The following is a 24,091-nucleotide window of genomic DNA, read 5'->3' on the forward strand; positions in this document are numbered from 1 at the left end:
CCGCGTTTGGGTAATTAGTTGGATGTCCTAGTATTTTCCTAGGACGTCCTACTAAATGCGTCTTACTCGATGCCTACGACTTGAGGTGACCATGGTCCGCGAGCCCCTCCACTCGCCCTCCAACCCGATCCGGCTCGTGACAGCATCGAGCCTTTTCGACGGCCACGACGCCGCCATCAACATCATGCGGCGCATCTTCCAGGCGCAGGGCTGCGAGGTCATCCACCTCGGCCACAACCGCTCGGTCGCCGAGATCGTCGAGGCCGCGCTCGAGGAGGACGTCCAGGGCGTCGCCGTGTCGTCCTACCAGGGCGGCCACGTGGAGTACTTCGAGTACCTCGTCCAGCAGCTGCGCGACCGCGGCGCCGGCCACGTCAAGGTCGTCGGCGGCGGCGGTGGGGTCATCGTCCAGGACGAGATCGACCGGCTGCGCACCTCTGGCGTCACCATCTTCTCCCCCGAGGACGGCCAGCGGATGGGCCTGCCGGGGATGATCAACTCCGTCGTCCGCGCCTGCGACCACGACCTCTGGGAGACCAGCGCGGTCAGCGCCGACGACGTCATCGCCGGCAACCGCACGGCCCTGTCGCGGATGATCACGGGCGTCGAGACCGGCCATGTCGACGACGCGACGCTCGCGCAGCTGCGCGAGGCCGCGACGGCCCGCCCGGTCCCCGTCCTCGGCATCACCGGCACCGGCGGTAGCGGCAAGAGCTCGCTCACCGACGAGCTCGTCCGCCGGATCCGGATGGACCAGCACGACCAGCTCCGCGTCGCCGTACTGGCTGTCGATCCGACCCGGCGCAAGGGCGGCGGCGCCCTGCTCGGCGACCGGATCCGGATGAACAGCCTCGACCTCGACGGTCCCGGGCTCGACCGCGACCGGGTCTTCTTCCGCAGCCTTGCCACGCGCGGCGCCCACGAGCTCCCGTCCCACCTGAGCGATGTCATCGCCGCGACCAAGGCGGCCGGCTTCGACCTGGTCATCGTCGAGACGCCCGGCATCGGCCAGGGCGACGCGGCCGTGGTGCCGTTCGTCGACACCAGCCTCTACGTCATGACGCCGGAGTACGGCGCCGCCTCCCAGCTCGAGAAGATCGACATGCTCGACTTCGCCGACGCCGTGGCGATCAACAAGTTCGAGCGTCGCGGCGCCCAGGACGCGCTGCGCGAGGTGGCCCGCCAGCTCGTGCGCAACCGCGAGGCCTTCAGCCAGCGGCCCGAGGACATGCCGGTCTTCGGCACGTCGGCAGCGACCTTCGACGACGACGGCGTCACCGCGCTCTACCAGTTCCTCCGCGGCCTGCTCGCCGACCAGGGACTCCATGTCGGCCCGAGCACCCTCCCGGCCGTCGACCACAAGCTCTCGACGCGGATCCAGCAGGTGCTGCCGCCCGAGCGGGTCCGCTACCTCGCCGAGATCGCGGGCACCGTCCGCAACTACCACCAGACCACCGACGAGCTCGTTGAGCAGGCGCGGCGCGCGCAGCGGTTCGCCGTCGTCGCGGCCGAGGTGCCCGAGGCCAAGGAGCTCGCCCAGCAGGCCGTGCACGCGCTGCCCGACGAGGTCCAGGGGCAGCTCGCCGACTGGCCGACGGTGGTCGAGAAGTACGCCGCCGACGTCGGCCACGAGTCGCTGTCGGGCAACAAGATCCCCCGGGTCGCCGTACCCCAGTACGACGACCACGGCGAGCTCGTGCGGTTCTGGCGCCGCGAGAACCTCCCGGGCAACTTCCCCTACACAGCGGGCGTCTTCCCCTACAAGCGCGCCAACGAGGACCCCGCGCGGATGTTCGCGGGCGAGGGCGACCCGTTCCGCACCAACCGTCGCTTCAAGCTCCTCTCCGAGGACCAGCCCGCCACCCGCCTGTCGACGGCCTTCGACTCGGTGACGCTCTACGGCCGCGACCCGGCCGAGCGCCCTGACATCTACGGCAAGGTCGGCACGTCGGGCGTCAGCGTCGCAACGCTGGAGGACATGAAGGCGCTCTACGACGGCTTCGACCTCACCTCGCCCACGACCTCGGTGTCGATGACGATCAACGGCCCGGCCCCGACCGTGCTCGCGTTCTTCCTCAACACGGTGATCGACCAGGCCCGCGAGAAGGGCATGGATGCAGCCGAGGCGTTGCGGGTCGTCCGCGGCACGGTGCAGGCCGACATCCTCAAGGAGGACCAGGGGCAGAACACCTGCCTGTTCTCCACGGAGTTCTCGCTGCGCTGCATGGCCGACATCCAGGAGTGGTTCATCGACCACCAGGTGCGCAACTTCTACTCGGTCTCCATCTCCGGCTATCACATCGCCGAGGCGGGTGCTAACCCCATCAGCCAGCTCGCGTTCACGCTGGCCAACGGCTTCACCTACGTCGAGTCCTACCTCGCGCGCGGCATGGACATCGACGACTTCGCGCCCAACCTGTCGTTCTTCTTCTCCAACGGCATGGACCCCGAATACACGGTGATGGGCCGGGTCGCCCGCCGCATCTGGGCGGTCGCGATGAAGGAGCGGTACGGCGCCAACGACCGCTCGCAGAAGCTGAAGTACCACGTGCAGACCTCCGGGCGGTCGCTGCACGCGCAGGAGATGGCGTTCAACGACATCCGCACCACGCTGCAGGCGCTGTGCGCGATCTACGACAACGCCAACTCGCTACACACCAACGCCTACGACGAGGCCGTGACCACGCCGACCGACGAGTCCGTCCGTCGTGCGCTGGCGATCCAGATGATCATCAACCGCGAGTGGGGCCTGGCCGTCAACGAGAACCCGCTCCAGGGCTCGTTCATCGTCGACCAGCTCACCGACCTGGTCGAGGAGGCCGTGCTCGCCGAGTTCGACCGGATCTCCGAGCGCGGCGGCGTGCTCGGCGCGATGGAGACCGGCTACCAGCGGGGCCGGATCCAGGACGAGTCGATGCTCTACGAGCACCGCAAGCACGACGGCTCGCTGCCGATCGTCGGCGTCAACACGTTCCGCAGCCGCGAGTCGGACGAGGGCACTCCCGAGCACGTCGAGCTCGCGCGGGCCACCGAGGACGAGAAGCGCTCCCAGCTCGATCGGGTCGAGACGTTCCGCACGGCCAACGCCGACGCCGCGGAAGCGGCCATCGCCCGGCTCAAGGAGGCCGCGACCAACGGCGACAACGTGTTCGCCGTACTCATGGACGCAGCGCGGGTCTGCTCGCTCGGCCAGGTCACCGAGGCGTTCTTCGAGGTGGGCGGCCAGTACCGGCGCAACGTCTGACGCCCGTCGCACCTGACGTACGGGTCCTGGTTTGAGGATTTTCGGACACCTGCGTCAGGTACGACGCTAGATTCCCCCGCGGGGGGCTCTAGAGAGAAGAGGTCGCGCATGCGCACCATCCGTTCCATCGTCGCCGTCTTCGCACTCCTGCTCGTGGTCTCCGGGTGTGGCGATGACGACAAGGACAGCAAGGATTCCGCCAAGGACTCCTCGGACACCTCGGGCGACAACACCGACGACACGTCCGGTGACGACACCGGCGAAGACACGGGTGATGACTCCGGGGACGACTCCGGGGATGACACCGGCGGCGCGCTGAAGGGCGGCTGCGACTACGTCTCCGACGACGCGGCCTCAGCCGCGATGGGCCTGCCCGTCACGGGCAACGACTCGAGCGTCGGCGGAGCAGCGATCTGCACCTACGCCACCAACGACGGCCTCGGCAACATCAACGTGACCGTGAAGCAGGAGACCGGGACGTTCGACGCCACCGTCGCTGCGACCGAGAGCGTGGGCGGCCCGAGCACGCCGCTGCCCGGCGTCGGCGACGAGGCCGCGGTCATGGGGAGCACGACCTACAACGTGCCGCAGGGGATCGTCATCGCGCAGGCCGGCGACAAGATCATCTCGGTCATCGTGACCGCTGGCGTGGCGACCGAGGACGAGGCCCGCGCAGCAGCGACCGCCGTGGCCACCGAGGTCGTCGCCAACATCTGAGCGACCCTCGCCTGAGCTCCCCAGCGTCACTCGTTCTCGACGAGGACGCGGATGCTGGGGAGCAGCGCGAGCGCGTTGACGACGATCGAGAACGTGACGAACATCCAGGCCCACGTCTCGTGGCCGGAGTCCCACAGCGCGAGGGTCGCCAGGCTGAAGACGATCACCTTGGCGACCGGACGGAACACCGGCCCGCCGTAGGCCGCCTTGGGCGAGGCGAAGAAGTACCAGCCGAGCATCGCCACCAGAGGAAGCAGCCAGACCAGCACCCAACCCGGGTCGTGCTGCCATCCCCAGATGCCGAACGCTGCCATTGCCAGCAGTTCGTCGACGAAAACCAGTGCCAGCACGATCCACCCGAAGATTGCCACGTGCAGATGATGCACTGCCGGGATCCGGCATGCTGGCACCGTGCGGATCGGCGTGGTGGGTGCGGGCCTGGCGGGACTGTCGTGCGCATGGACGCTGCACCGGCAAGGGCACGACGTGGTGGTCCTCGAGGCGCGCGACCGGGTGGGCGGCCGGACCTGGTCGACGACGCTCCCCAACGGTGTGGTGGTCGAGCGCGGCGGTGAGTGGATCGACGCCGACCAGCACACGATCCGGCGGTTCTGCGCCGAGCTCGGGTTGCCGCTGGCACCGCACGGGGTGCGCTTCCACCGGCGCCGGGTGGGCGGCGAGGTGCCGACCCTCGCCGGGCTCGAGCGCACCCTGGCCGCCGTCGGCGCGCACGTCCCGGCGACCGACACGACGGTCGCCGCCGCGTTCGAGGCCGCGCTCGGAGGTGAGTACGCCGGCACGCCCGCCTTCCTGCGCATCGCGACGTCGACCGCGGGCGACCCCTCAGCGGCGAGCGCGCGCTTCCACGTCGCACGCGCCGAGGGCGCGCGGCTCGATGCCGCCGCCCGCGTGGTCGGCGGCAACCAGCGGATCGCGCTGGCGATGGCCGAGGAGCTCGGCGACCGGGTGCGGCTCGGCACGCCCGTGCGCGACATCGGGGTCGACGGCCAGCGCGCGGTGATGACGACCCAGGACGAGGCGTTCGCGGTGGACCGGGTCGTGGTCGCCGTACCCCTGGCGTTGCTGGACGAGCTGGCCTGGGACCCGGGCTTCCCCGCGGAGTGGCGCGCGGGGCTGGAGGGCCTGACGACCGGCGTCGCCGTGAAGCTTTCCGTGTCGACGGTCGGATCCGTTCGGCCCGACGGCGTCCAGCACGCCTCGCTCCCGTGGTGGGCGTGGAACTCCCTCGACCCGGCCGGCGACAGCGGGGTGCCGGCTGTGTCGTGCTTCGCCGGCGGTGCCGACGCGCGTGCGGCGCTCGGGGTCGAGACAGGCCCGGGCCGATGGCTCGACGAGCTCGCCAGGCTGCGGCCGGACCTCGACCTGGTGGCCGACGACGCCGTCCTCACCGACTGGGCGAGCGAAAAGTGGACCCGCGGCGGCTACTCCTACGTGCTGGCCGGCCGGGCGGCCGAGGCGGCCGCGCTGCTCCAGCGGCCGTGCGGCCCCCTGGTGCTGGCCGGCGAGCACACCGCCGGAGCCCACTCGGGCACGATGGAGGGCGCGCTCCGCAGCGGTGTCCGTGCGGCGCAGGCCGTGCTTGACGTCAGGTAGCTGACGTCCCTACCTGACGTTGCGCAGGGCCGGGTCGGCCGCCAGCTCGACGACGTCGTCGACCATGTCGAGGAAGAGCGGCTTCCAGCGCTCGAGGTCCAGGATCAAAGACACGTGGCCGCCGGGCGACTCCCGCACGATCGCGTCGGGGATCTGCTCGGCCAGCTGGCGCTGGCGAGAGGTCGGGATCGCGTGGTCCTTCGCGGTCACCAGGACACCGGTCGGCACGTCCACGTCTCCGATCCAGCCGGTCGAGTCGAACCGCCCGAGCTCAGCCATGACGACCGGGAACGCCCAGAGGCTGGTCAGCTTCAGCTCGGAGAGGGCCCAGTCACGCAGGCCGGCGAGCGCGAGCTCCTCGGCCGGGGTCGCGTTCTCGGCGTGGACGCGGACCTTGTCGGCCGCGGCCGAGAGCAGGCCGGCGTTGAGGATGCGGAGGGTCTGGAAGAAGACCCGCTCACCGAGGTGCCCCTCCCAGTGCGACGAGGTCGAGCAGAGCATCAGGCCGGCCACCCGCTCGGGATGGCGCTGCCACATCACCTGCGCGCTGGCGCCGCCCATCGAGTAGCCGATGACGATCGCCTTGTCGATGCCGAGCACGTCGAGCACGGCGGCCGCGTCGTCGGCGCAGTCGTCGATGAGGAAGTCGGCCGAGCGGATCCCCCGACCGTGCCAGCGCTGGTCGAAAGTCACGACGCGGTAGCGCTTGCTGAGGTCGTCGAGCACGGTGAACCAGGTCAGCGCGCCGGTCGTGGCGATGCCGTGCATGAGCAGCAGCGTCGGGGCGTCCGGCGTCGGCCCGGGGATGTCGAGCACATGGGTCGTCCCTCGCCCGGGCAGCTCGACGGCCTTCCCCGGCGGCGGGATCGGGACGTCCGGCGTCGCCTCGTCGGTGGCGGCACGGAGGGTGCGCAGGGCGACCCGTCCCGAGAAGCGCGCGGCGCTCCCGCCGGTCCGAGCTGCGTGCCGGCCGATGGTCTTGAAGGTCATGCAGTCTCCTGGTCGGCGGTCGCGTCGTGGGCGACCGGTGGGGCGGTCAGCTCCTCCGGCTCCGGTTCGCCGATCAGCTCGGCGAGCGCGGCCGGGAAGAGTGCCGCAAGCTCCTCGACGTCCGGCAGCAGGTCCGGGCAGGCGAGGAGCGAGAAGTTCATGTGGTCGATGTAGGACCAGACGGTCACGTTGAGCCCGATGCCCTCGGTCAGCGGCCCGACGCTGAAGACGTCGGAGAGCTGAGAACCGGCGATCTTCACTCGCTCGCGCGGACCGGGCACGTTGGACACGATCGCGTTGAAGGCGGCGGGGTGGAATCGCGCCCCGCGCATCCGCGAGTAGGCCCGGACGGCAGCGGCGAACGGCGCTGGCGGCGCGAACTGCGACCAATCCATCAGCGCCGAGCCGAGCCGCTGGTTGATCGCCTTCGCGTGACGCGTCGTGATGGAGATCTTCCGCAGCCGTTCGACCGGGTCGTCGATGTCGGTCGCCAGGGTCGTGAAGAGGTTGGAGACGTTGTTGCCCATCAGGCGGGGCTCGATGTCGTTGGCGTCGAGACCGACCGGCACTCCGGCGAGCAGCGAGCTGCGCGGGTGCTCGTCGTGGGCGGCGAGCCACATCCGCAGCGCACCCGACGTCACGCCGAGCACCACGTCGTTGAGGGTGAGGCCCTCGATCTCGGTGCGGGCGGCGCGCGCCCGCTTCAGCTCGGCGAGCGGGATCGTCACGGTCGCGAAGGTGCGGCGGTGCGTGAGCGGCCCGTTGAACGAGGTGCGCGGCGCGTCCTTGACCGGGGTCGGCACCCGACCGTCCATGGCGCGGCGGTAACGGAACACCGCCCGCACTCCGCGGAACGTGTTGGCGATCAGGCGCGGGAAGTCGAGGATCTGGCGCGCGCCGTCGCGCAGCGCGTGCCGGATCAGGAGGCTGTCGCTCGGGTCGTCGACGCCGTCGTGCTTCTCGCCCCGCACGGACGGTCGCACGTCGGTGGAGCTGACGTCCATGACGTTGGCGAGCATCGCGTTGGCGGCGAGCCCGTCGGCCAGCGCGTGGTGGATCTTGCCGACGATCGCCACCTTCCCGTCCGGCAGTCCCTCGCAGAGGTGGAGCTCCCAGAGCGGCACGCTGCGGTCGAGCGGGGTGCTGCAGATCTCGCCGATCAGCTTCTCGAGGTCACGCATGGTGCCCTCGCCGCCGATGTCGTGGTGGAAGAAGTGACGCTTCGGGTCGATCGTGCGCTGCGTGACGAGGACGGGGTGGTTGAGCCGGAACGGGACCTGCACCACGCGACGGCGCATGGGCGGCAGCAGGCGCAGCCGCTCGGTCATCTTCTCGATGAGGTTGTCGAACGTGTTGTCGGTGGAGGGGTCGAGGATCGCGATCTTCAGGGTGTGCATGTGCATCGACGGGGTCTCCATGTAGAGGAAACCCGCGTCGAAGCCCGACATCCTGGTGATCGAGGCCATCAGCTCACTCCCGGAAGCTCTCTGACGACGACCTTGCCCGAGGCGTTGCGAGGCAGCGCGTCGAGCACGACGACGTCACGCGGCACCTTGTAGCCGGCGAGCCGACCCTTCACGTGGGCGCGCACGCTGTCGGCGTCGAGCGCCTCGCCCTGCGTCGGTACGACGTAAGCGGCGAGCCGTTGCCCGAACGCCTCGTCGTCGACGCCCACCACCACGACCTCCCGCACCGCGGGCAGCTCACCGATGGCGCGCTCGACCTCGATCGGGTAGACGTTCTCACCGCCCGACACGATCATGTCGTCGTCACGGCCCACGACGTAGAGCCGGCCCTCGGCGTCCATCCGGCCGACGTCGCCGGAGACCATGTAGCCCTCGAGCGACGCCTTGGTGTCGCCGGAGGTGTAGCCGTCGAACTGCGAGGCGCCCTTCACGACGATCCGGCCGACCTCGCCGGTCTTCACGTCGCGCCCGTCGTCGTCGACCAAGCGCACCGTGGTCCCGGTGACCGGACGGCCGGCGGTGTCGGAGGCGTGCCGCAGGTCGGCGGGCACCGCGACGCTGATCTGGCCCGCCTCGGTGGCGTTGTAGCTGTTGTAGACCTTGTCGCCGAAGCGGTCCATGAACGCGATGACCGCCTCACCGCGCATCCGGGAACCGCTGGCGGTCACGAAGCGCACGGAGTCGAGCGTGTAGCGGTCGAGCACCTCGGCGGGCAGCTCCATCGCGCGCTCGAGCATCACCGGCACCAGCGCGATGCCGGTGGCCCGGTGCTGGTCGGCGAGGGCGAGCATCGCCTCGGGGTCGAACTTCCGGCGCAGCACCACGGTGCAGGCCATCGTCGCGCCGATCACGAGCTGGCCGAAGCCCCACGCGTGGAAGGTCGGCGCGGCGACGACGACGGTCTCCTCGCCGTGCCACGGGATGCGCTCGAGCATGGCCGCCAGCTCGTCCGGCCCGCCGCCGCTGCGGTTGGCGCCCTTCGGCGTGCCGGTCGTGCCCGACGTCAGGAGCACGACGCGGCCCGGCTTGCGGACTGGCGGCTTGGAGCCTCGGTGACGGTCGATCAGCTGGTCGACGGTCGGCAGCTCCCGGGTCGCGGTCGCGTCGTCGACCCACGCGAGCACCTCGGTGAGGCCGGGGATCCGGGACCGTGCGTCGGCGACGAGACCGGCGAACTCCTCGTCGTAGATGATCAGGGAGGACTTCTCACGCTCGAGCACGTCGGCCAGCTGCGGCGCGGAGAAGCCGGTGTTGAGCAGCAGGGCGGGCACGCCGAGGCGTCCCGCGGCGAGCAGGGCATCGACGAAGCCGCGGTGGTTGCGGCACAGGATCGCGACCGACGACGGCGGCGTGCCGTCAAGGGCGGTGAGCCCGACGGCGAACGCGTCGGCGCGCACCTGGATCTCGCTCCACGTGAGCGAGCCGCGCTCGTCGATCAGGCCGACGCCGTCGGGGCGGCGGTTGGCCGCGAGCGCGAAGCCCGTCGTCGCGTGTGGTCCGTAGCGACGCAGGATCTGGGTCATCCCGATGTAGCGGTCGGGCCGCATCGGGCCGATCATCCGGCTCCGGAGCAGGTGACCGGTCGCCCAGAGCTGGGTGCGCAGCTTGCCCCGCTCCTTCGCCGGCCCCGTCGTCGATGGGGTCATCCGAGCACCGGGAACCTGCGGTCGCGGGCCAACTGGTCGAGCGCCTCCTGCATGCGGGCGCGGACGATCTCGTCGATCGCTGCGATGACGTCGACGTCGGGGTCGGAGCCGAGCTCCGCCGACAGTGCCGCGGGATCGATCGGCTCGAGCACCTGGGTCACGATCTTGGTCGGCAGCGGGATGTTGCCCACCCCGGCCGCCGTGAGACCGAAGGGGAAGCCGAACGTGATCGGCAGCAGGTCGGTGCGCATCACCTTGCGCAGCGGCGAGAGCCGACCGAGCCACTGACCGCGGGTCAGGTGGAACTGCTGCTCCTGGCCACCAATCGAGACCACGGGCACGATCGGCACCCCGGCCGCCAGCGCCGACCGGACATAGCCCTTGCGGCCCTCGAAGTCGATGACGTTGGCCTTGAGCGTCGGGCGGAACGTGTCGTAGTCGCCGCCCGGGAAGACGATGGTGACGGCACCCGAGGCGAGCACCTCGTGCGCGCTCTCCCGGTCAGCCGGCACGAAGCCGAGCTTGCGGAAGATCGGGCCGGCCAGCCCGGTGAAGAGCATGTCGTGGGCCAGCGTGTAGAGCGGCCGCTCGGGACCGAAGGCGTCGGCGAAGGCGACCGCGATGATCGGCACGTCCATCGCATACAGGCCGCCGGAGTGGTTGCCGACCATGAGCGCCCCACCGTCGGGCACGTTGTCCATGCCGCGGACCTCGGAGCGGAAGTAGCCCTTCATCGCCAGCTTGATCATCGGCATGACCTTGGCGACGTAGGCAGGGTCGCGCTCGTCGAGAAGACTCTCGTCGCTCATGCCCGCCCCCACTTGGTCTGAAGCGCGTTGCGCCAGGAGAAGTCGTGCCAGTTCTCGGGATCCTGGCACAACCGGTCGACCACCACATCCAAGACGAGCGGGTTGGCGACCATCCCGAGGTGGCTGCTCGGTACGACGACGTTCTCGGCCACCGGCGCAGCCGACGCGTCGACCGCACATCCGCGCCAGGGGACGATGCCGTCGGTCACGGAGTAGACAGCGGTGGTGGGCACCGGCACCGGGCCACGGAGCAGCTCGACCATCGGCTTGGCCCGGTCGGAGATGCCGTGCTTGGCGCGCGACCGCTCGAACATGCCGGTGGCGCGGGTCCGCTCACCCTCGGCGCGCCAGGGCGAGCCCAGGCACACGATCTGGCGGACGTCGCCGGGGTAGGTGTGGGCGAGCCACCGGGCGAGCACGCCGCCGAAGCTCCAGCCCACGACGCTGACCGGCTCGTCGTAGGTCTTGCGGATCTCCTCGAAGCGGTCGACGAGGCCGTCGATGCGCTCGTCGGTGAGACCGATGTTGGCGCCCTGGCCCCAACCGTGGGCGCGGAAGTCGTGCCGCTCGAGGTGGCCGCGGAGCCGAGCGGTCATCGGGTCGGTGGCCTGGAAGCCGGGGATGACGAGCACGGGTCGCCCGTCACCGCTCGGCCGACGCGGGGCGACCACGTCGATGGCGAAGGAGCTCGCCAGCTCGCCGACGAGGCGGGGCAGCTCGAGGACCATCCACGCGGCGTGGGGTCCGTTGCTCGCGGCGTGGCCGTCGGTCGGCGCGGCGCGGTCGTCGGCCCTGTCGCCCTCGAAGTCGTACACCCGGGTCCCCCATCTAGAACACGTTCTACTTTGTTCGAGTATGTCGGTCCCCGAGCGCTCCCGCCAAGCCCTGGCGGCCAATGTAAGGACAATCACGGGGCAGGACACCGGGATGTCATCGGCACTTCATTGAAACTGCCATTTCTCCCCGCACGCTGGAGGACATGGACGAGACGACCCCCGGCAGCCCCGACACCACCGTCGACCGCACCCTCGAGCGGCGCGTTGCGCTGCGCAGTCGCCACGCCGAGGGCCTGACCCGACTGCTCGCCGAGCGCGCCGACCTCCGCGGCGTCCATGCACTCGCCGACTTCGTCGACGACGCCGTCCGCTGGACCGCCTGAGGAGAAGCACTCCGGGGGGCGCCCACCTGCGACCTAGACTCACCGACCGTGATCTTCAAGCGCGTCGGGAGCGACCGGCCCTACCCCGAGCACGGGCTCGGCTCGCGCGAGTGGGCCTCCGTCCCGCCGCGCCAGGTGCGCCTCGATGAGCTGGTCACGACGAAGGACACCCTCCACCTGGCGACGCTGCTCGACGAGGACGGGACCTTCTTCGGCGACCTGTTCGCCCACGTCGTGCTGTGGCGCGACGAGCTCTACCTGGAGGACGGCCTCCACCGAGCGCTCCGGGCGGCGCTCCAGCAGCGGAGCGTGCTGCACGCCCGTGTGATCCGGATGGAAGACTGACCGCGTGGACACCCAGGCGCGCGCCCGCTCAGCAGTGACGTTGGCCGTGCTCGCCGTCGTGTTCATCATCGGCGTCGCGTGGGCGTGGGCGCGGGTGACCGAGCCCTTCCCGGAGAAGGCCGAGCAGCCGCCGTGCACCGACTCCCCGGTCGCCGCCGGCGAGGTCCTGACTCCCGGCGACATCCTGGTCAACGTGCTCAACGCCAGCAGCACCGAAGGCCTGGCGAGCGACACGATGGAGGCCCTGGTGCGCAAGGGCTTCGTCGAGGGCGAGAAGGGCAACACCAGCGCGTCCACCGGCGAGGGCGGCGCCCTCATCTGGACCGACGACCCCTCCGGACCGAGCGCCCGGCTGCTGGCCACCTACTTCGGCGGGCACGCCGAGATCGTCCAGCAGCCGACGGCCAACCCGGGCATCACCGTAGTGATCGGCGAGGACTTCCCCGGCGTCACCGACGGCCACAAGCGCATCAAGGCCGCCTCCGACACCTCGATCTGCGTCCCGCCGCCTCCGGCGTCCTGACGCGGGAGGTCAACGCCCCGAGGTCTCCCCCGGCTCCGGCCCGAGCCACTGGGCCAGCCGGCCGCCGAGGCTGACCTGGCGCAACCGCTGCTCGGTGGCCTCACGGAGCTTGCGCGGCGTGACGACGAGGAGGTCGTCGCCGTGGCGGAGGACCGTACGACGCTCCGGCACCAGCGTCTGATCGTCGCGCACGATCAGGGCGACCGACGCCCCCGGGGGCAGTCGCAGCTCGCCGATCTCCACGCCGTGGAGCCGCGACCGAGGACTGATGGTCACCTGGAGCATGTCGGCGGCCACCCGGTCGAGGGGTGCCGCCTCGAGCTCGATGTCGCGCGGCTCGGACCGCCGCGCGACCCGCAGGACCTTGGCCGCCCAGGGCAGGGTCGGCCCGGTCATCAAGGTGTCGAAGACGACCAGCACGAAGACGATGTCGAAGAGCAGATCGGCCCGAGGCACGTCCTCTGCCAGCGGGATCGTGCTGAGCACGATGGGCACGGCCCCGCGCAGCCCGGCCCACGACAGGAACGTCAGCTCCTGCCACGACATCCGTTGGACCACGGAGCTCACCACGACCGACAGCGGCCGCGCCACCAACGTGAGCAGGGCTCCGGCGCCGATCGCCATGCCCACGGTCTGCACGTCGATGCGTCCGGGCGAGAGCAGCAGGCCGAGCATCACGAACAGCCCGATCTGCGCCAGCCACGCGAGTCCCTCCGAGAACGATCGGGTCGTCGCTCGGTGCGGCAGCTCGCTGTTGCCCAGGACGAGCGCGGCGACATAGACCGCGGCGAACCCGCTGGCATGGACGGCGGCCGCGGCGCCGTAGCCGAGCATCGCGAGGCACAGCACCGCGATCGGGTAGAGGCCCGAGGCAGGGAGTGCGGCGCGGCGCATGATCCAGGCACCACCGAAGCCCGCCGCGAGCCCGACGAGCACGCCGGCCACCAGCTCGAAGACGATGATCCCGACCAGGACCACCGGGCTGTGCTCGGTCGCGGCGCCACTGGCGATCAGGGTCACCACGACGACCGTGGGTGCGTCGTTGAAGCCGGACTCCGCCTCGAGGGCCCCCGTGATCCGCCGCGGCAGCGGCACCACGCGGATGACGGAGAAGACGGCAGCTGCGTCGGTGGGCGAGGTCACCGCACCCAGGAGCACCGCGAGCTCCCACGACATGCCCAGCAACAGGTGGGCGCCCACCGCGACGACCGCGATCGACACCGTGACCCCAATGGTCGCCAGGGAGACACCGAGCCGGACCGAACCCCGGGTCTCGCGCCAGTTCGTCGTCAGACCACCTTCGGCGAGGATCACCGCGAGGGCTCCGAACCCGATCGCGTGGGCGAGCTCGACGTCCTCGAAACCGATGCCGATGACCGACTCGCCGAGCACCACGCCCATCAGCAGGTAGATGAGCAGGCTGGGCAGACCGGCCCGCGAGGAGACGCGCACAGCAAGCACCGCCAACAGAGTGACGGCCGACCCCACCAGCAGGAAGGAGTCGAGCTGATGGACGTCGAAGGTCATGTCACCTCGGCTGACTCGTCGGGGCGCGGGTGCGCAGTCTATCGGTCGCGTGTGGTCGAGGGCATGGTGGACGCTCTCGCCCAGAACTGAAACGTGTTCTACATTTGACCCATGACCGCGCCTGCCGGACTGGCCGTCCCCGCCACGATCCCTGCCCACGACGCTCCCGCGGACGCCGAGCGCTACGACGTCGTCGTCGTCGGCTTCGGTATCGCCGGTGGCTGCGCAGCCCTCGAGGCGGCCCGCGCCGGGGCCCGGGTGCTGCTGCTGGAGCGGGCTGCTGTCCACGGCGGCACGTCGAGCATGTCCGGCGGCCACTTCTACCTCGGCGCCGGCACGGCTGTGCAGAAGGCGACCGGGCACGACGACTCCGTCGACGCGATGGCCCGCTACCTCATCGCGAGCACCAAGGACCCGGACGAGCAGAAGATCTGGGCCTACGCCGAGGGCTCGGTGGAGCACTTCGACTGGCTCGAGGCGCTCGGCTTCGAGTTCGAGCGGACCTACTTCCCCGGCAAGGCGGTCATCCAGCCCGGCACCGAGGGCCTGATGTTCACCGGCAACGAGAAGGTGTGGCCCTTCCGCAACGACGTCCCGCCCGCCCCGCGCGGCCACAAGGTGCCGGTGCCCGGCGACACCGAGGGCACCAAGATCGTGATGGACCTGCTCCGCGACCGCATCGAGGAGGCCGGCGTCGAGGTCCGCTACGAGACCGGCGCCAGCAACCTCGTGGTGGCCGAGGACGGCGCCGTCGCCGGCGTGGCCTGGAAGAGCTTCGAGAAGACCGGCGTGGTGCTCGCCGATGCCGTCGTCATCGCGGCGGGCGGCTTCGTGATGAACCCCGACATGGTCCAGCGCTACACACCGGCCCTCGGATCGAAGCTGTTCACCCTCGGGTCCACCTACGACGACGGCCTGGGCATCCGGCTCGGCGAGTCCGTCGGCGCGGCGCTCGAGCACATGGAGGAGCCGTTCATCACGGCGCCGTTCTACCCGCCGTCGTCGCGCTGCAAGGGCATCATCGTCAACAAGGACGGGCAGCGCTTCGTGTCCGAGGACAGCTATCACGCGCGGACGTCGTACCACGTCATGCAGCAGCCGGACACCGTCGCCTACCTGATCGTCGACAGCGAGCACCTCGGTGAGGATCACATGCCACTGGTCCCGCTCAAGGACGGCTACGAGACCCTCGAGGACATGGAGGCGGGCCTCGGGATGCCGGCCGGCGCCCTGGTCGCGACGGTCGACCGCTACAACGAGCACGCGGCGAACGGCGAGGACCCGGACTTCCACAAGCACCCCGACTGGCTGGCACCGCAGACCGCTGGGCCGTGGGCCGTCCTCGACCTCACGCTCGGCGTGGCGCTCTACGCCGGCTTCACCATCGGCGGCATGGCGACGACCATCGACGGCGAGGCCAAGCGCGCCGACGGCTCGGTCATCCCGGGGCTCTACGCCGCCGGTGCCTGCGCGTCCAACATCGCCCAGGACGGCGCCGGCTACTGCTCCGGCACCCAGCTGGGCGAGGGATCGTTCTTCGGCCGGCGGGCCGGCCGTCACGCAGCCCACCAGTCTCAGCGCGCCGACTCGCTGCGCTGAGAGGATGACGGCGTGACCTCCCGTCTCGCCGCCGCCCAGCGGGCCAACGTCCCGCCGTTCCACGTGATGGACCTGCTGGCGCTCTCGGCCGAGCGACAGCAGCACCACGGCGACCTGGTCAACCTGTTGGCGGGCCAGCCCAGCAGCGGCGCGCCCGCGCCGGTCAACGCCGAGGCGATCCGGCTCCTGGGATCCGGCGACCCGCTGGGCTACACCCCGGCCACCGGCATCGTGGAGCTGCGTCAGGCGATCGCCGACCACCACCGGCGCCGCTACGGGATCGAGGTGTCGGCCGACGAGGTCGTCGTCACGACGGGCTCGAGCGGCGGCTTCCTGCTCGCCTTCCTCGCCGCCTTCGAGGCAGGTGACCGCGTCGCGATCGCGCGCCCCGGCTACCCCTGCTACCGCAACGTCCTGGCGGCCCTCGGCTGCGAGGTCCTCGAGATCCCGACGGGATCGGACACCCGCTTCCAGCCCACCGTCGACCAGCTCGCCGAGCTGCACGCCCGGACGCTCTTCGCCGGCCTCGTCGTGGCCAGTCCCGCCAATCCGACCGGGACCATGCTGCTCCCGGCCGAGCTCGCCGCGATCGCCCGCTGGTGCGAGCAGACCGGCGTCCAGCTGGTCAGCGACGAGATCTACCACGGGATCGAATACGCGGAGGATCCCCTCGCCCGCTGCGCGTGGGAGACCAGCCGCGAGGCGATCGTCTTCGGCTCGTTCTCCAAGTACTTCTCGATGACCGGCTGGCGCCTCGGCTGGATGCTCGCCCCGCGCCACCTGGTGCGGGCGGTCGACGTCCTCACCGGCAACTTCAGCATCTGCCCGCCGGTCCTCGCCCAGCGCGCCGCGCTGGCTGCCTTCACCCCGGAGTCCTACGCCGAGCTCGACGGGCACGTCCGGCGCTACGCGCACAACCGCGAGCTGCTCCTGGCCGGCCTCCAACGGCTCGGGGTCGAGCGGTTGGCCCCGGCCGACGGGGCGTTCTACGCCTACGCCGACATCGGCCACCTGACCGACGACTCCATGGCCTTCGCGCGCGACCTCCTGGCGCGCACCGGCGTCGCGGTCGCGACCGGCGTCGACTTCGACACCGCCGACGGCGGCCGGTTCATCCGGTTCAGCTTCGCTGGCGAGGCAGCCGCGATCGAGGAGGGTCTCGCCCGCCTGGACGGTGTGCTCTAGGTGACCGAGCCGCGGTCCCGCACGAACTCCGAGACCCGACGGATCCGCACCATGAGCGTCGCCGACGGGGTGACGAGCCCGTTGACGTAGGTCGACAGTCGCGATGCCGACGTCCCCAGCATCGACGCGAACTCGCGTTGGCTCAGCCCGCTGATCGCCACCAGCTCGCGGATCTCCCGCGCCACGAGCTCCCGCTCGCGTCGCTCGAACCGGGTGCGGTAGACCTTCGCGCACTCCTCCAGCGCGTGCACGGCCGCCGTACGTCCGGCGGCGGCGGCCAGGTCACGCACCTCCGCGCAGTACGGCGCCCACGGGTTGGCCGCGATGATCGCGAGCTGGCCGCGCCACGCAGGCATGCCGCCGTGGTCCCACGCCATCGCGACCTGGTCGGGGGTCGTCAGCACCGGTCCTGGCCGGTCCGGGTCGACGCCGGCCATGACCAACCAGAAGCCGACCTGGTAGGCGCGGTGGGCCACCTCGCCGGCCTCGTCGGCATCGAGCCCGGCCTCGCGCACCAGCAGGGCGATCCGATCGGTCAGCGACATCGCCGCGACCGCGCTGCTCGCGAGCGGCATCAGCTCGGCGCTGCCGAGCAGGGGGTCGATCGCGTTCTGGACCGTCGCGACCAAGCGATAGCCGTAGCGCTTCGCGAGCCGGCTCACGGCGATGAAGTCCTCGGCCTCCCCGAGACCCGCGAGGCCGATCAGGTTGGCCATCACCCCGACCCTCACGGCCCAACCGGGCTGGCCGATCTGGTGGACGGCCGCGGCCGGGAAGATGCCCCACATCTCCGAGCAATCACCGGCATCGGCGCGACCGGCACGACCGATGAGCCCGAGCGTCGCCGCGTGGGCGACGCGGTTGTTCGGGTCGTCGTCGGCCTCGACCGCCGCGCGCAGCCGGGCCAGCCGGGCAGCGCTCGCCCCAGCGAGAGATGACTCCATGTCCCGATTCCTCACCCCAGTCGCCGGAGCGACGCCGAGAGCGGCTTGGTCTCGTCGGGGGGATGTCCGGACCGCCACGGACAAACGATGAAGGTAACCCTAACCTGCGTTGGCGACAGGTGTGTCGGTTGCGGCGAAGTTTTACCGTTCAGAGCAGGTCGTGCACGAACTCCTGCAGCTGCGTCAGGTTGCGGCACTCCACCATCGAGACGATCTCGCGATAGGTCTTCGCGGCCGAGTCGCCCGCACCCCAGCTGCTCTCCGGCTCGGGGTTGAGCCAGTAGGACCGGCGCACCGAGCCCACGAGCCGCTGGAGGGTCTTGTCCTCGAGGTCGGTGTAGTTGCTGCGGGCGTCGCCGAGGATCAGCAGGGTCGTCTTGGGACCCAGCGCGTCGAGGTGCTGCTCCTCGAACTTCGCGAACGCCCGCCCGTAGTTGGTGCGCCCCCACAGGGCCGCATAGCTGCTCGCGGCCGCGAGCTTCTCGAGAACCTCGACCGGGTCGGCCCCGGGCTGCAGGTGCTCGGTCACCTCGTGGACGTGGTCGATGAACGTGAAGGCCCGCATGCTCTGGAAGGACTCGCGCAGGGCGAAGACGAACAGCAGCGTGAACTGGGCGAAGTTGGCGACCGACCCGCTGACGTCGCACAAGACGACGAGGTCGGTGCGGTGCGGCCGCTTGGGCCGGTGGTGCGTGGTGAGCGGCACCCCGCCGGTGGCGATCGACGCCCGGACCGTGCGCCGGAAGTCGAGGGCGCCTCGGCGGTGGGCGTGGTGCTCCTTGGTGAGCCGGGTCGCGAGCCGGCGCGCGAGCGGGAAGATCTGTCGGCGCATCTCCTCCAGGTCCGTGCGTCGGGCCGCGGTGAACGAGAGCTTGTCGATGCTCGGCCGGATCGCCACGTCGGCGACGTGGTCGGGCCCCTTCTCCTCCGCGATGCGACGGCGCGCGTCGTCCTCGACCAACGTCGTGAAGGCGCCGACGCGGCGGTTGGCGAGCCGGCGCGCGTCGGCGAGCCGGCCCTCGTCGTCCATGTCGCCGAGGAGGCCCTCGACGATCCGGTCGACCAGCTCTTGCGGAGCGACCCGCTGCAACGCGGTGTAGGACGACCACGACGACAGCCCCGGCCCACGGCCAGGCATCGCCCCGAACCGACCGACCATCTCCGCGGCCAGCTGGCGCAACATCTGCTGGTCGCCGCTCTGCAGCGCCTCGGCCAGCCGGTCGCGGAAGTCCTGCAACGCCTCGGCGTTGTCGCGCACCCGCTCCGCGTCTGCCGCGTCACCAGCGGAATGGTTGGTTTCCTCGTCCGTACCCAACAAATTCCCTGGTGAGGCGCGGACTCCGTCGCCCACGAGGGCCGGGAAGTAGACGTCGAAGAGCGAGTTGAACGTCGTACGTTGCGGCTGCTTCTTGACCAACGTCGCAGCGAGTACGTCGCGCACGTGCTCGCGGTCGCCCCATCCCACCGCGCCCAGCGCGGCCACGGAGTCGAGGTCCTCGGCCAGCGACACGGACAGCCCGGCTCCCCGGAGCGCCTCGATGAAGGAGAGGTGCCGGTCGAGCAGGCCGCTGGTCTCCGCAGCGGCCGGGCGGGGCTTCGCGCGTTTCATCGGTTGAGTCGCAGCTCCTTGATCGCGCGCTGCTGGTCAGAAGCGTGTTTGAGGACCGCGCCGAGCGTGTCAGTGATCGCCTTGTCGTCGAGGTCGCGGATCTCCAGCGCGATCAGCGTGCGGGCCCAGTCGACGGACTCCGCGATCGACGGCGCCTTCTTCAGCTCGAGGTCGCGCAACCGGCCGACCGTGACGACCAGCTGCTCGGCGATCTTGTCGTCGAGGTCGGGCACCTGCGACTGCAGGATCTCGCGCTCGCGCTCCGCGTCGGGATAGTCGAGGTGGAGGTAGAGGCAGCGACGCTTGACCGCCTCGGAGAGCTCACGGCTCGCGTTGGAGGTGAGGACGACGAAGGGCCGGCGCTTCGCAGCGACGGTGCCGAGCTCGGGGATGGTCACCTGGAAGTCCGACAAGACCTCGAGCAGCAGACCCTCGACCTCGATGTCGGTCTTGTCGACCTCGTCGATGAGCAGCACCGTGGGCTCATCGCGGCGGATCGCGGTCAGCAGCGGCCGGGTGAGGAGGAACTCCTCGGTGAAGATGTCGTCGTGCGTCTGGTTCCAGTCGGCGCCGTCGCTGGACCCTGACTGGGCCTGGATGCGGAGCAGCTGCTTCTTGTAGTTCCACTCGTAGAGCGCCCGCGCCTCGTCGAGGCCCTCGTAGCACTGGAGCCGGACCAGCTCGGCGCCCGTCGCCCGCGCGACGGCTTTCGCGAGCTCGGTCTTGCCGACGCCGGCCGGGCCCTCCAGGAGCAACGGCTTCTCCAGCGCGCCGGCCAAGAAGGTCGTGGTCGCCGTCGCGTTGTCGGCGAGGTAGCCCGCCTCGGTCAACAGAGCAGCGGCCTGGGCCGGGGACTCGAACCACGTCATAGCCCCCATCCTGCCTGGTCAATCGGCGAACAGATCACACCGTCTGGCTCGTGACCCCGGCGATGGACGCTCGTTGATGTGGCAGTGACCGAGCACGAGGCGTGGTGGGGCCCGCCCGTCGGTCGAGCCGTTGGTTCTGGCTGCCTCGAAATGAGCTGCTTCGACAAGGGAAGGGGATGACGATGCCTGCACTCAGCTCCGCGCTGCGGACCGCCGCACTGTCGATCCGTACGGCGATGACCGCCGGTGCCCTGACCCTGCTGGTCGGACTCGGCGCCGTCAGCGTGCTCGGCTCTCCGCAGCCGCCGGCCGACCACCTGGGCCTCTCGGTCCAGGACAAGGCCACCAGCCGGATCATGGAGCACAACAACTGCTCCACGCGGGGATTCGAGCCCAGCGTGATCCCGTCGCGGGCGATCATCCGCGACGCGTCCGGACGCACCCGGGTCGTGTCCTTCGACCATGGTTGGGCGGTCTTCAACAACGAGCGGCCCGGCGAGCTCGTCGCCGTCTGCCTCGGCCCGGATCGCAGGCGCTAGGAGCCGGCGGCCATCTCGTCGACCGGCACCGTCGGATCGAGCTCGACCCCGATCTCGCGCGCCTGGCCGTCGATCTGGAACCAGATCCAGCGGCTCAGCATCTTGGCGAGCGCGCGCGGGCTGAGCTTGGGGTCGGGGCGACGTACCCACTGGTTGACGCTCCCGCGCACCTGCCCGATCAGGCCGACGACCAGCACGTCGAGCGTGGTCATCTGGTCCTCGTCGAGCTCGTGGCCGAGCATGATCGCGCCGGCCTGGAAGACGGCCGCGATGTCGTTGCCCAGGGCGTCGACCGCGAGGTCGAGCTGGCCGGGCTGGCCGTCACCGAGTGCCCGCTGCGCCATCTCGTGGAGCTGCGGGTGATCGGCCACCCAGCTGACGTAGCCGCCGACGACGCCGCCGACGATCTGCTCGATGCTGCCGGACAGGACGAGCGTCGAGTCGAGCTGCTCGCGGATCATCCCGACGATGTGCTGCTGGATCTCTCGATAGAGGTCGATGCGGTTGCTGAAGAGCCGGTAGACGACCGTGCGCACGAGACCCGCGCGTTCGGCGATCTGCTGGACCCGCAGCTCACTGCCGAGCGGTTGCTCCTCGAGGAGCTCGACCGCGGCGTTGAGGACGTGGAGCCGACGCTCCTCGTTATGGCCTTCCCAGCGCAGCTGTCGCCCGTCGAGTCCGGGAACGCGAGGGACGGACGGCATGGGCCGCACTGTATCTGGGCACGACCGGCGTCGCGGCTTCGCTCAGGGCGCGGCGGTCGGTGAGCTTCACGCGCGGCCGATCGGCCGCCTCGCCCAGCGCGCGCTCGGTGCGGTCGATGGCCAGCCAGCCGGCGTGGTCGATCTCGTAGTCGAAGGGCGCGATGGCCGTCGTCGGATCGCTCAGCAACCCGGCTTCGTAGTCGTCGAGCAGCTGCGCGACCGTCTCGGTCGAGCAAGATTTGTTGGTGCCGATGAACCCGGTGGCGCCGCGCTTGATCCAGCCGCCGACGTAGAGACCGGGCTCGACCCGGCCGGCCTCGTTGGGGACCAGGGCGCGCTCGTCGTCGAAGGGCAGCCCGGCCACGGGCCGCGCGCGATAGCCGACGGCGCGCAGCACCAGCCCGGCGTCGATCCGCACGACGTCGTCGGTGAGCACGGCACGGCCGTCGACCACCTCGGTGCGAGCGACCTCGATGCCCTCGACGGACGCGTCACCGACCAGACGTACGGGGGCGGAGTGGAAACGCAGCACGATCCGCCGGCGGCCCGGGGTGGGCGTGCGCGCGGCGAGCTCGGCGAGGATCTCGGTCTTCTGCGAGGTCACCTCGACCGCGTCGACGCCGCCCTCGACCAGGACGTCGATGTCGTCGTGCCCGGCGAGCCCGATGAGCTCGGGCAGGGTGAACGCGGCGTCGGCCGGACCACGACGGCCCAGCACCACGACCTCCTGGACCCGGCTGTCGCGAAGGGCGAGCAGCGCGCGGTCGGAGATGTCGGTCGCCGCGAGCTCGTCGGGGTCGGCGGTCAGGATGCGCGCCACGTCGAGCGCGACGTTGCCGTTGCCGATCACCACGGCACGCTCGCAGGCCTCAGCCTCGAGCGGGTAGTGCACGTCGTCGGCGTCGGGGTGGCCGTTGTACCAAGCCACGAAGTCGGTCGCCGACGAGCTGCCGGCGAGATCCTCACCGGGCACACCGAGCCGGCGGTCGGTCGCGGCACCCACGGCGTAGATCACCGCGTGGTAGGACGACCGCAGCTCCTCGACGGTCACGTCGGTGCCCGCCTCGACGTTGAGCCGGTAGCGGAAGCCCGGCTCGCGCTCGATCTTCCCGAAGAGCTCGATGACCTGCTTGGTCTTCGGGTGGTCCGGTGCCACGCCGTAGCGGGCCAGGCCGTGCGGGGTGGGCAGCCGGTCGAAGACGTCGACCGATACTCCCTCGTGCTTGAGCAGCTCGTCGGCGGCGTAGAGCCCGGCCGGACCGGCACCGATCACCGCCACCTTCAGCCCACGGGCGTCGACGACGGGTCGCTGCGCGATGGCAGCCAGGATCGGGCGGTCGGCGTGCGGGTGCTCGCGGTAGTAGGCCGCGTTGAGCTCGATGAACGGCAGCTGGGCGTCGCTCAGCTTGGTGTGCGGCTGGAGCGCCTCGACCGGGCAGGCCGTGAAGCAGGCGCCGCAGTCGACGCAGGCGACCGGGTCGACGTACAGCATCTCCGCAGTCGCGAAGCCGGGCTCACCGGGAGCCGGGTGGATGGCGTTGACGGGACAGGCGACGACGCACGCCCCGTCGCTGCAGCAGGACTGCGTGACGACGTAGGGCATCTAGGCCGCCTTGGCCGGGGCCCCATGACCGTGGGAGCCGCGCTCGTGGACCTCGCCGCGGAACCGGGCCGGTCGACCGTCGATGCCGAGTAGCTTCCACAGCGGCCGGGTGACCTTGTTCCGCACGCCGATGTTCTCGGCGAGCATCCGCAGGTCGGCGAACGTCTCCGAGAGGAGGTCGGTGCTCTGCGGCCCGCCCCAGTAGGCCTCCTTGACCACGCTGCGCGGGATGCCGAGCGAGCGGTAGGACGACCGGCTCGGCGCCAGGATCATGTCGCACATGATGCGGTAGACGATCGGGGTGAGCACGCCCAGGAGTCCCTTGCGGATGGGGCCCATCTCGGCCGACCGCTCCGCGAGGTAGCGGTGGGCGAACGAGATGTGGCGCGCCTCCTCGGCGACGTGGATCGAGACGATCCGCTTCACCAGCGGGTGCATGTCCCAGTCGCTGCGCAGGATCATCTTCTGCGCGTGGTCGATGGGCTCCTCGCCACCGAGGACCAGGGTGAAGAAGAACTCCGGGAAGAGCGTCGCCATCGACGGGATCAGCGCCTGCATCGGCATCGCCTTGGTCCACCGACGCATGCCGGGAGCGTCCACGCCCGAGCGGTTGGTGAACTCCTGGAACATCTGGGTGTGGTGGGTCTCCTCGGTCGCCTCGTGGGTGACGTAGCGATACTCCGGGGAGCCGTTCGGCAGGTTGAAGACGTACTGCATGAGGCCGCGGATGAGCAGGTTCTCGAACTGGAGACCCACCTTCATCATCTGCGCGATCATCCAGAGGCCGATCTCCTTCTGCCGGTCCTCGGGCAGCTCCTGGTACCAGGAGGTGGCGCCCAGCGGGTGCTCCTTCGGCAGGATCCAGCAGTCGTCGTCAGGGTTGATCGCGTAGGCCGGGTTGTCCCAGTCGATGTCGGCGAACGCATCGAAGTGGAGGCGGACCGACCCCTCGGAGAGGGTCAGCAGGGCCTCGTCGTAGCTCTGGATCTCAGTCATCAC

Annotated in this window: 22 protein-coding genes; 9 read left to right on the forward strand and 13 right to left on the reverse strand. The window is 70.5% G+C overall.

Going from position 1 to position 24,091, the window contains the following annotated elements:
* The first annotated feature begins 91 nt into the window (after nt 1-91).
* Complete coding sequence (icmF, locus tag F0U44_RS05330) at nt 92-3,244, forward strand: fused isobutyryl-CoA mutase/GTPase IcmF (RefSeq protein WP_149727564.1); 3,153 nt, start codon at nt 92-94, stop codon at nt 3,242-3,244.
* A 108-nt stretch (nt 3,245-3,352) separates the two neighbouring features.
* Nucleotides 3,353-3,961 carry a hypothetical protein gene (locus tag F0U44_RS05335; RefSeq protein WP_149727158.1) on the forward strand — a complete coding sequence of 203 codons (609 nt, stop codon included), beginning with the start codon at nt 3,353-3,355 and terminating at the stop codon, nt 3,959-3,961.
* Between the two features lie 26 nt (nt 3,962-3,987).
* Here the strand turns inward: F0U44_RS05335 and F0U44_RS05340 are convergent, their stop codons facing one another.
* Nucleotides 3,988-4,332, reverse strand: a complete 345-nt coding sequence (locus F0U44_RS05340) for a YrdB family protein (RefSeq protein WP_149727159.1) — start codon at nt 4,330-4,332, stop codon at nt 3,988-3,990.
* A 40-nt stretch (nt 4,333-4,372) separates the two neighbouring features.
* Between F0U44_RS05340 and F0U44_RS05345 the strand changes: the two genes are divergently transcribed.
* Complete coding sequence (locus F0U44_RS05345; protein ID WP_188113332.1) at nt 4,373-5,575, forward strand: flavin monoamine oxidase family protein; 1,203 nt, start codon at nt 4,373-4,375, stop codon at nt 5,573-5,575.
* Between the two features lie 9 nt (nt 5,576-5,584).
* On the opposite strand, the gene F0U44_RS05350 is transcribed toward F0U44_RS05345, so the two are convergent.
* Genes F0U44_RS05350 through F0U44_RS05370 form a run of 5 tightly spaced genes read right to left on the reverse strand, consistent with a single transcriptional unit; the run spans nt 5,585 to nt 11,301 of the window.
* A complete protein-coding gene (locus tag F0U44_RS05350; protein ID WP_149727161.1) occupies nt 5,585-6,565 on the reverse strand; it encodes an alpha/beta fold hydrolase in 981 nt (326 codons plus the stop codon).
* Nucleotides 6,562-8,031 (reverse strand): wax ester/triacylglycerol synthase family O-acyltransferase, encoded by a 1,470-nt coding sequence (locus tag F0U44_RS05355; RefSeq protein ID WP_149727162.1) that lies wholly within the window; start codon nt 8,029-8,031, stop codon nt 6,562-6,564. Before F0U44_RS05355 ends, F0U44_RS05350 begins: the two co-directional genes overlap by 4 nt.
* Entirely contained in the window at nt 8,031-9,677 is a 1,647-nt protein-coding gene (locus tag F0U44_RS05360) for an AMP-binding protein (protein ID WP_149727163.1), read from the reverse strand. The genes F0U44_RS05355 and F0U44_RS05360 overlap by 1 nt, the downstream gene beginning before the upstream one ends.
* The gene (locus F0U44_RS05365; RefSeq protein WP_149727164.1) at nt 9,674-10,486 is read right to left on the reverse strand and encodes a lysophospholipid acyltransferase family protein; all 813 of its coding nucleotides are present in this window, start codon (nt 10,484-10,486) and stop codon (nt 9,674-9,676) included. The genes F0U44_RS05360 and F0U44_RS05365 overlap by 4 nt, the downstream gene beginning before the upstream one ends.
* Complete coding sequence (locus F0U44_RS05370; protein ID WP_149727165.1) at nt 10,483-11,301, reverse strand: alpha/beta fold hydrolase; 819 nt, start codon at nt 11,299-11,301, stop codon at nt 10,483-10,485. The genes F0U44_RS05365 and F0U44_RS05370 overlap by 4 nt, the downstream gene beginning before the upstream one ends.
* Nucleotides 11,302-11,465: 164 nt before the next feature.
* Between F0U44_RS05370 and F0U44_RS05375 the strand changes: the two genes are divergently transcribed.
* From F0U44_RS05375 to F0U44_RS05385, 3 genes are read left to right on the forward strand one after another with little or no spacing between them, the layout of a single operon-like run.
* The gene (locus F0U44_RS05375; protein ID WP_149727166.1) at nt 11,466-11,645 is read left to right on the forward strand and encodes a hypothetical protein; all 180 of its coding nucleotides are present in this window, start codon (nt 11,466-11,468) and stop codon (nt 11,643-11,645) included.
* A 48-nt stretch (nt 11,646-11,693) separates the two neighbouring features.
* Nucleotides 11,694-11,990 (forward strand): type II toxin-antitoxin system VapB family antitoxin, encoded by a 297-nt coding sequence (locus F0U44_RS05380; RefSeq protein ID WP_149727167.1) that lies wholly within the window; start codon nt 11,694-11,696, stop codon nt 11,988-11,990.
* Between the two features lie 4 nt (nt 11,991-11,994).
* The gene (locus tag F0U44_RS05385) at nt 11,995-12,513 is read left to right on the forward strand and encodes a LytR C-terminal domain-containing protein (protein ID WP_149727168.1); all 519 of its coding nucleotides are present in this window, start codon (nt 11,995-11,997) and stop codon (nt 12,511-12,513) included.
* Between the two features lie 9 nt (nt 12,514-12,522).
* Here the strand turns inward: F0U44_RS05385 and F0U44_RS05390 are convergent, their stop codons facing one another.
* A complete protein-coding gene (locus F0U44_RS05390) occupies nt 12,523-14,040 on the reverse strand; it encodes a potassium/proton antiporter (RefSeq protein ID WP_149727169.1) in 1,518 nt (505 codons plus the stop codon).
* 111 nt (nt 14,041-14,151) lie between these two features.
* Here F0U44_RS05390 and F0U44_RS05395 point away from each other — a divergent pair, with 111 nt between their 5' ends.
* Nucleotides 14,152-15,639, forward strand: coding sequence for an FAD-binding protein (locus F0U44_RS05395; RefSeq protein ID WP_149727170.1), 1,488 nt, complete (start codon nt 14,152-14,154; stop codon nt 15,637-15,639).
* Nucleotides 15,640-15,651: 12 nt separating this feature from the next.
* Nucleotides 15,652-16,824: a pyridoxal phosphate-dependent aminotransferase gene (locus F0U44_RS05400; protein ID WP_246160312.1), complete on the forward strand. Its 1,173-nt coding sequence runs from the start codon at nt 15,652-15,654 to the stop codon at nt 16,822-16,824.
* Here F0U44_RS05400 and F0U44_RS05405 read toward each other — a convergent pair.
* The 3 genes from F0U44_RS05405 to F0U44_RS05415 form a co-directional block, all read right to left on the reverse strand.
* Nucleotides 16,821-17,768 carry a helix-turn-helix domain-containing protein gene (locus F0U44_RS05405; protein ID WP_149727171.1) on the reverse strand — a complete coding sequence of 316 codons (948 nt, stop codon included), beginning with the start codon at nt 17,766-17,768 and terminating at the stop codon, nt 16,821-16,823. The two genes, F0U44_RS05400 and F0U44_RS05405, sit on opposite strands and share 4 nt — an antisense overlap.
* A gap of 148 nt (nt 17,769-17,916) precedes the next feature.
* A complete protein-coding gene (locus tag F0U44_RS05410) occupies nt 17,917-19,377 on the reverse strand; it encodes a VWA domain-containing protein (RefSeq protein WP_149727172.1) in 1,461 nt (486 codons plus the stop codon).
* Nucleotides 19,374-20,246 carry an AAA family ATPase gene (locus tag F0U44_RS05415; protein WP_188113333.1) on the reverse strand — a complete coding sequence of 291 codons (873 nt, stop codon included), beginning with the start codon at nt 20,244-20,246 and terminating at the stop codon, nt 19,374-19,376. Before F0U44_RS05415 ends, F0U44_RS05410 begins: the two co-directional genes overlap by 4 nt.
* A gap of 182 nt (nt 20,247-20,428) precedes the next feature.
* Between F0U44_RS05415 and F0U44_RS05420 the strand changes: the two genes are divergently transcribed.
* A complete protein-coding gene (locus F0U44_RS05420) occupies nt 20,429-20,785 on the forward strand; it encodes a hypothetical protein (RefSeq protein ID WP_149727174.1) in 357 nt (118 codons plus the stop codon).
* On the opposite strand, the gene F0U44_RS05425 is transcribed toward F0U44_RS05420, so the two are convergent.
* From F0U44_RS05425 to F0U44_RS05435, 3 genes are read right to left on the reverse strand one after another with little or no spacing between them, the layout of a single operon-like run.
* A complete protein-coding gene (locus tag F0U44_RS05425) occupies nt 20,782-21,489 on the reverse strand; it encodes a TetR/AcrR family transcriptional regulator (protein WP_149727175.1) in 708 nt (235 codons plus the stop codon). The two genes, F0U44_RS05420 and F0U44_RS05425, sit on opposite strands and share 4 nt — an antisense overlap.
* Nucleotides 21,428-23,092 (reverse strand): FAD-dependent oxidoreductase, encoded by a 1,665-nt coding sequence (locus F0U44_RS05430; protein ID WP_149727176.1) that lies wholly within the window; start codon nt 23,090-23,092, stop codon nt 21,428-21,430. Before F0U44_RS05430 ends, F0U44_RS05425 begins: the two co-directional genes overlap by 62 nt.
* A complete protein-coding gene (locus tag F0U44_RS05435) occupies nt 23,093-24,088 on the reverse strand; it encodes an AurF N-oxygenase family protein (RefSeq protein ID WP_149727177.1) in 996 nt (331 codons plus the stop codon).
* Nucleotides 24,089-24,091: the final 3 nt, after the last annotated feature.

Origin of the sequence: Nocardioides humilatus, assembly GCF_008373755.1 — a bacterium.
Taxonomy (GTDB): Bacteria; Actinomycetota; Actinomycetes; order Propionibacteriales; family Nocardioidaceae; genus Nocardioides; species Nocardioides humilatus.

Bases quoted from the DNA above. Each gene is read 5' to 3' on its own strand.
- icmF (WP_149727564.1), top strand. From the start codon at position 92: ATGGTCCGCGAGCCCCTCCACTCGCCCTCCAACCCGATCCGGCTCGTG.
- F0U44_RS05335 (WP_149727158.1), top strand. From the start codon at position 3,353: ATGCGCACCATCCGTTCCATCGTCGCCGTCTTCGCACTCCTGCTCGTG.
- F0U44_RS05350 (WP_149727161.1), bottom strand. From the start codon at position 6,565: ATGACCTTCAAGACCATCGGCCGGCACGCAGCTCGGACCGGCGGGAGC.
- F0U44_RS05355 (WP_149727162.1), bottom strand. From the start codon at position 8,031: ATGGCCTCGATCACCAGGATGTCGGGCTTCGACGCGGGTTTCCTCTAC.
- F0U44_RS05360 (WP_149727163.1), bottom strand. From the start codon at position 9,677: ATGACCCCATCGACGACGGGGCCGGCGAAGGAGCGGGGCAAGCTGCGC.
- F0U44_RS05365 (WP_149727164.1), bottom strand. From the start codon at position 10,486: ATGAGCGACGAGAGTCTTCTCGACGAGCGCGACCCTGCCTACGTCGCC.
- F0U44_RS05375 (WP_149727166.1), top strand. From the start codon at position 11,466: ATGGACGAGACGACCCCCGGCAGCCCCGACACCACCGTCGACCGCACC.
- F0U44_RS05390 (WP_149727169.1), bottom strand. From the start codon at position 14,040: ATGACCTTCGACGTCCATCAGCTCGACTCCTTCCTGCTGGTGGGGTCG.
- F0U44_RS05395 (WP_149727170.1), top strand. From the start codon at position 14,152: ATGACCGCGCCTGCCGGACTGGCCGTCCCCGCCACGATCCCTGCCCAC.
- F0U44_RS05405 (WP_149727171.1), bottom strand. From the start codon at position 17,768: ATGGAGTCATCTCTCGCTGGGGCGAGCGCTGCCCGGCTGGCCCGGCTG.
- F0U44_RS05410 (WP_149727172.1), bottom strand. From the start codon at position 19,377: ATGAAACGCGCGAAGCCCCGCCCGGCCGCTGCGGAGACCAGCGGCCTG.
- F0U44_RS05415 (WP_188113333.1), bottom strand. From the start codon at position 20,246: ATGACGTGGTTCGAGTCCCCGGCCCAGGCCGCTGCTCTGTTGACCGAG.
- F0U44_RS05420 (WP_149727174.1), top strand. From the start codon at position 20,429: ATGCCTGCACTCAGCTCCGCGCTGCGGACCGCCGCACTGTCGATCCGT.
- F0U44_RS05425 (WP_149727175.1), bottom strand. From the start codon at position 21,489: ATGCCGTCCGTCCCTCGCGTTCCCGGACTCGACGGGCGACAGCTGCGC.
- F0U44_RS05430 (WP_149727176.1), bottom strand. From the start codon at position 23,092: ATGCCCTACGTCGTCACGCAGTCCTGCTGCAGCGACGGGGCGTGCGTC.
- F0U44_RS05435 (WP_149727177.1), bottom strand. From the start codon at position 24,088: ATGACTGAGATCCAGAGCTACGACGAGGCCCTGCTGACCCTCTCCGAG.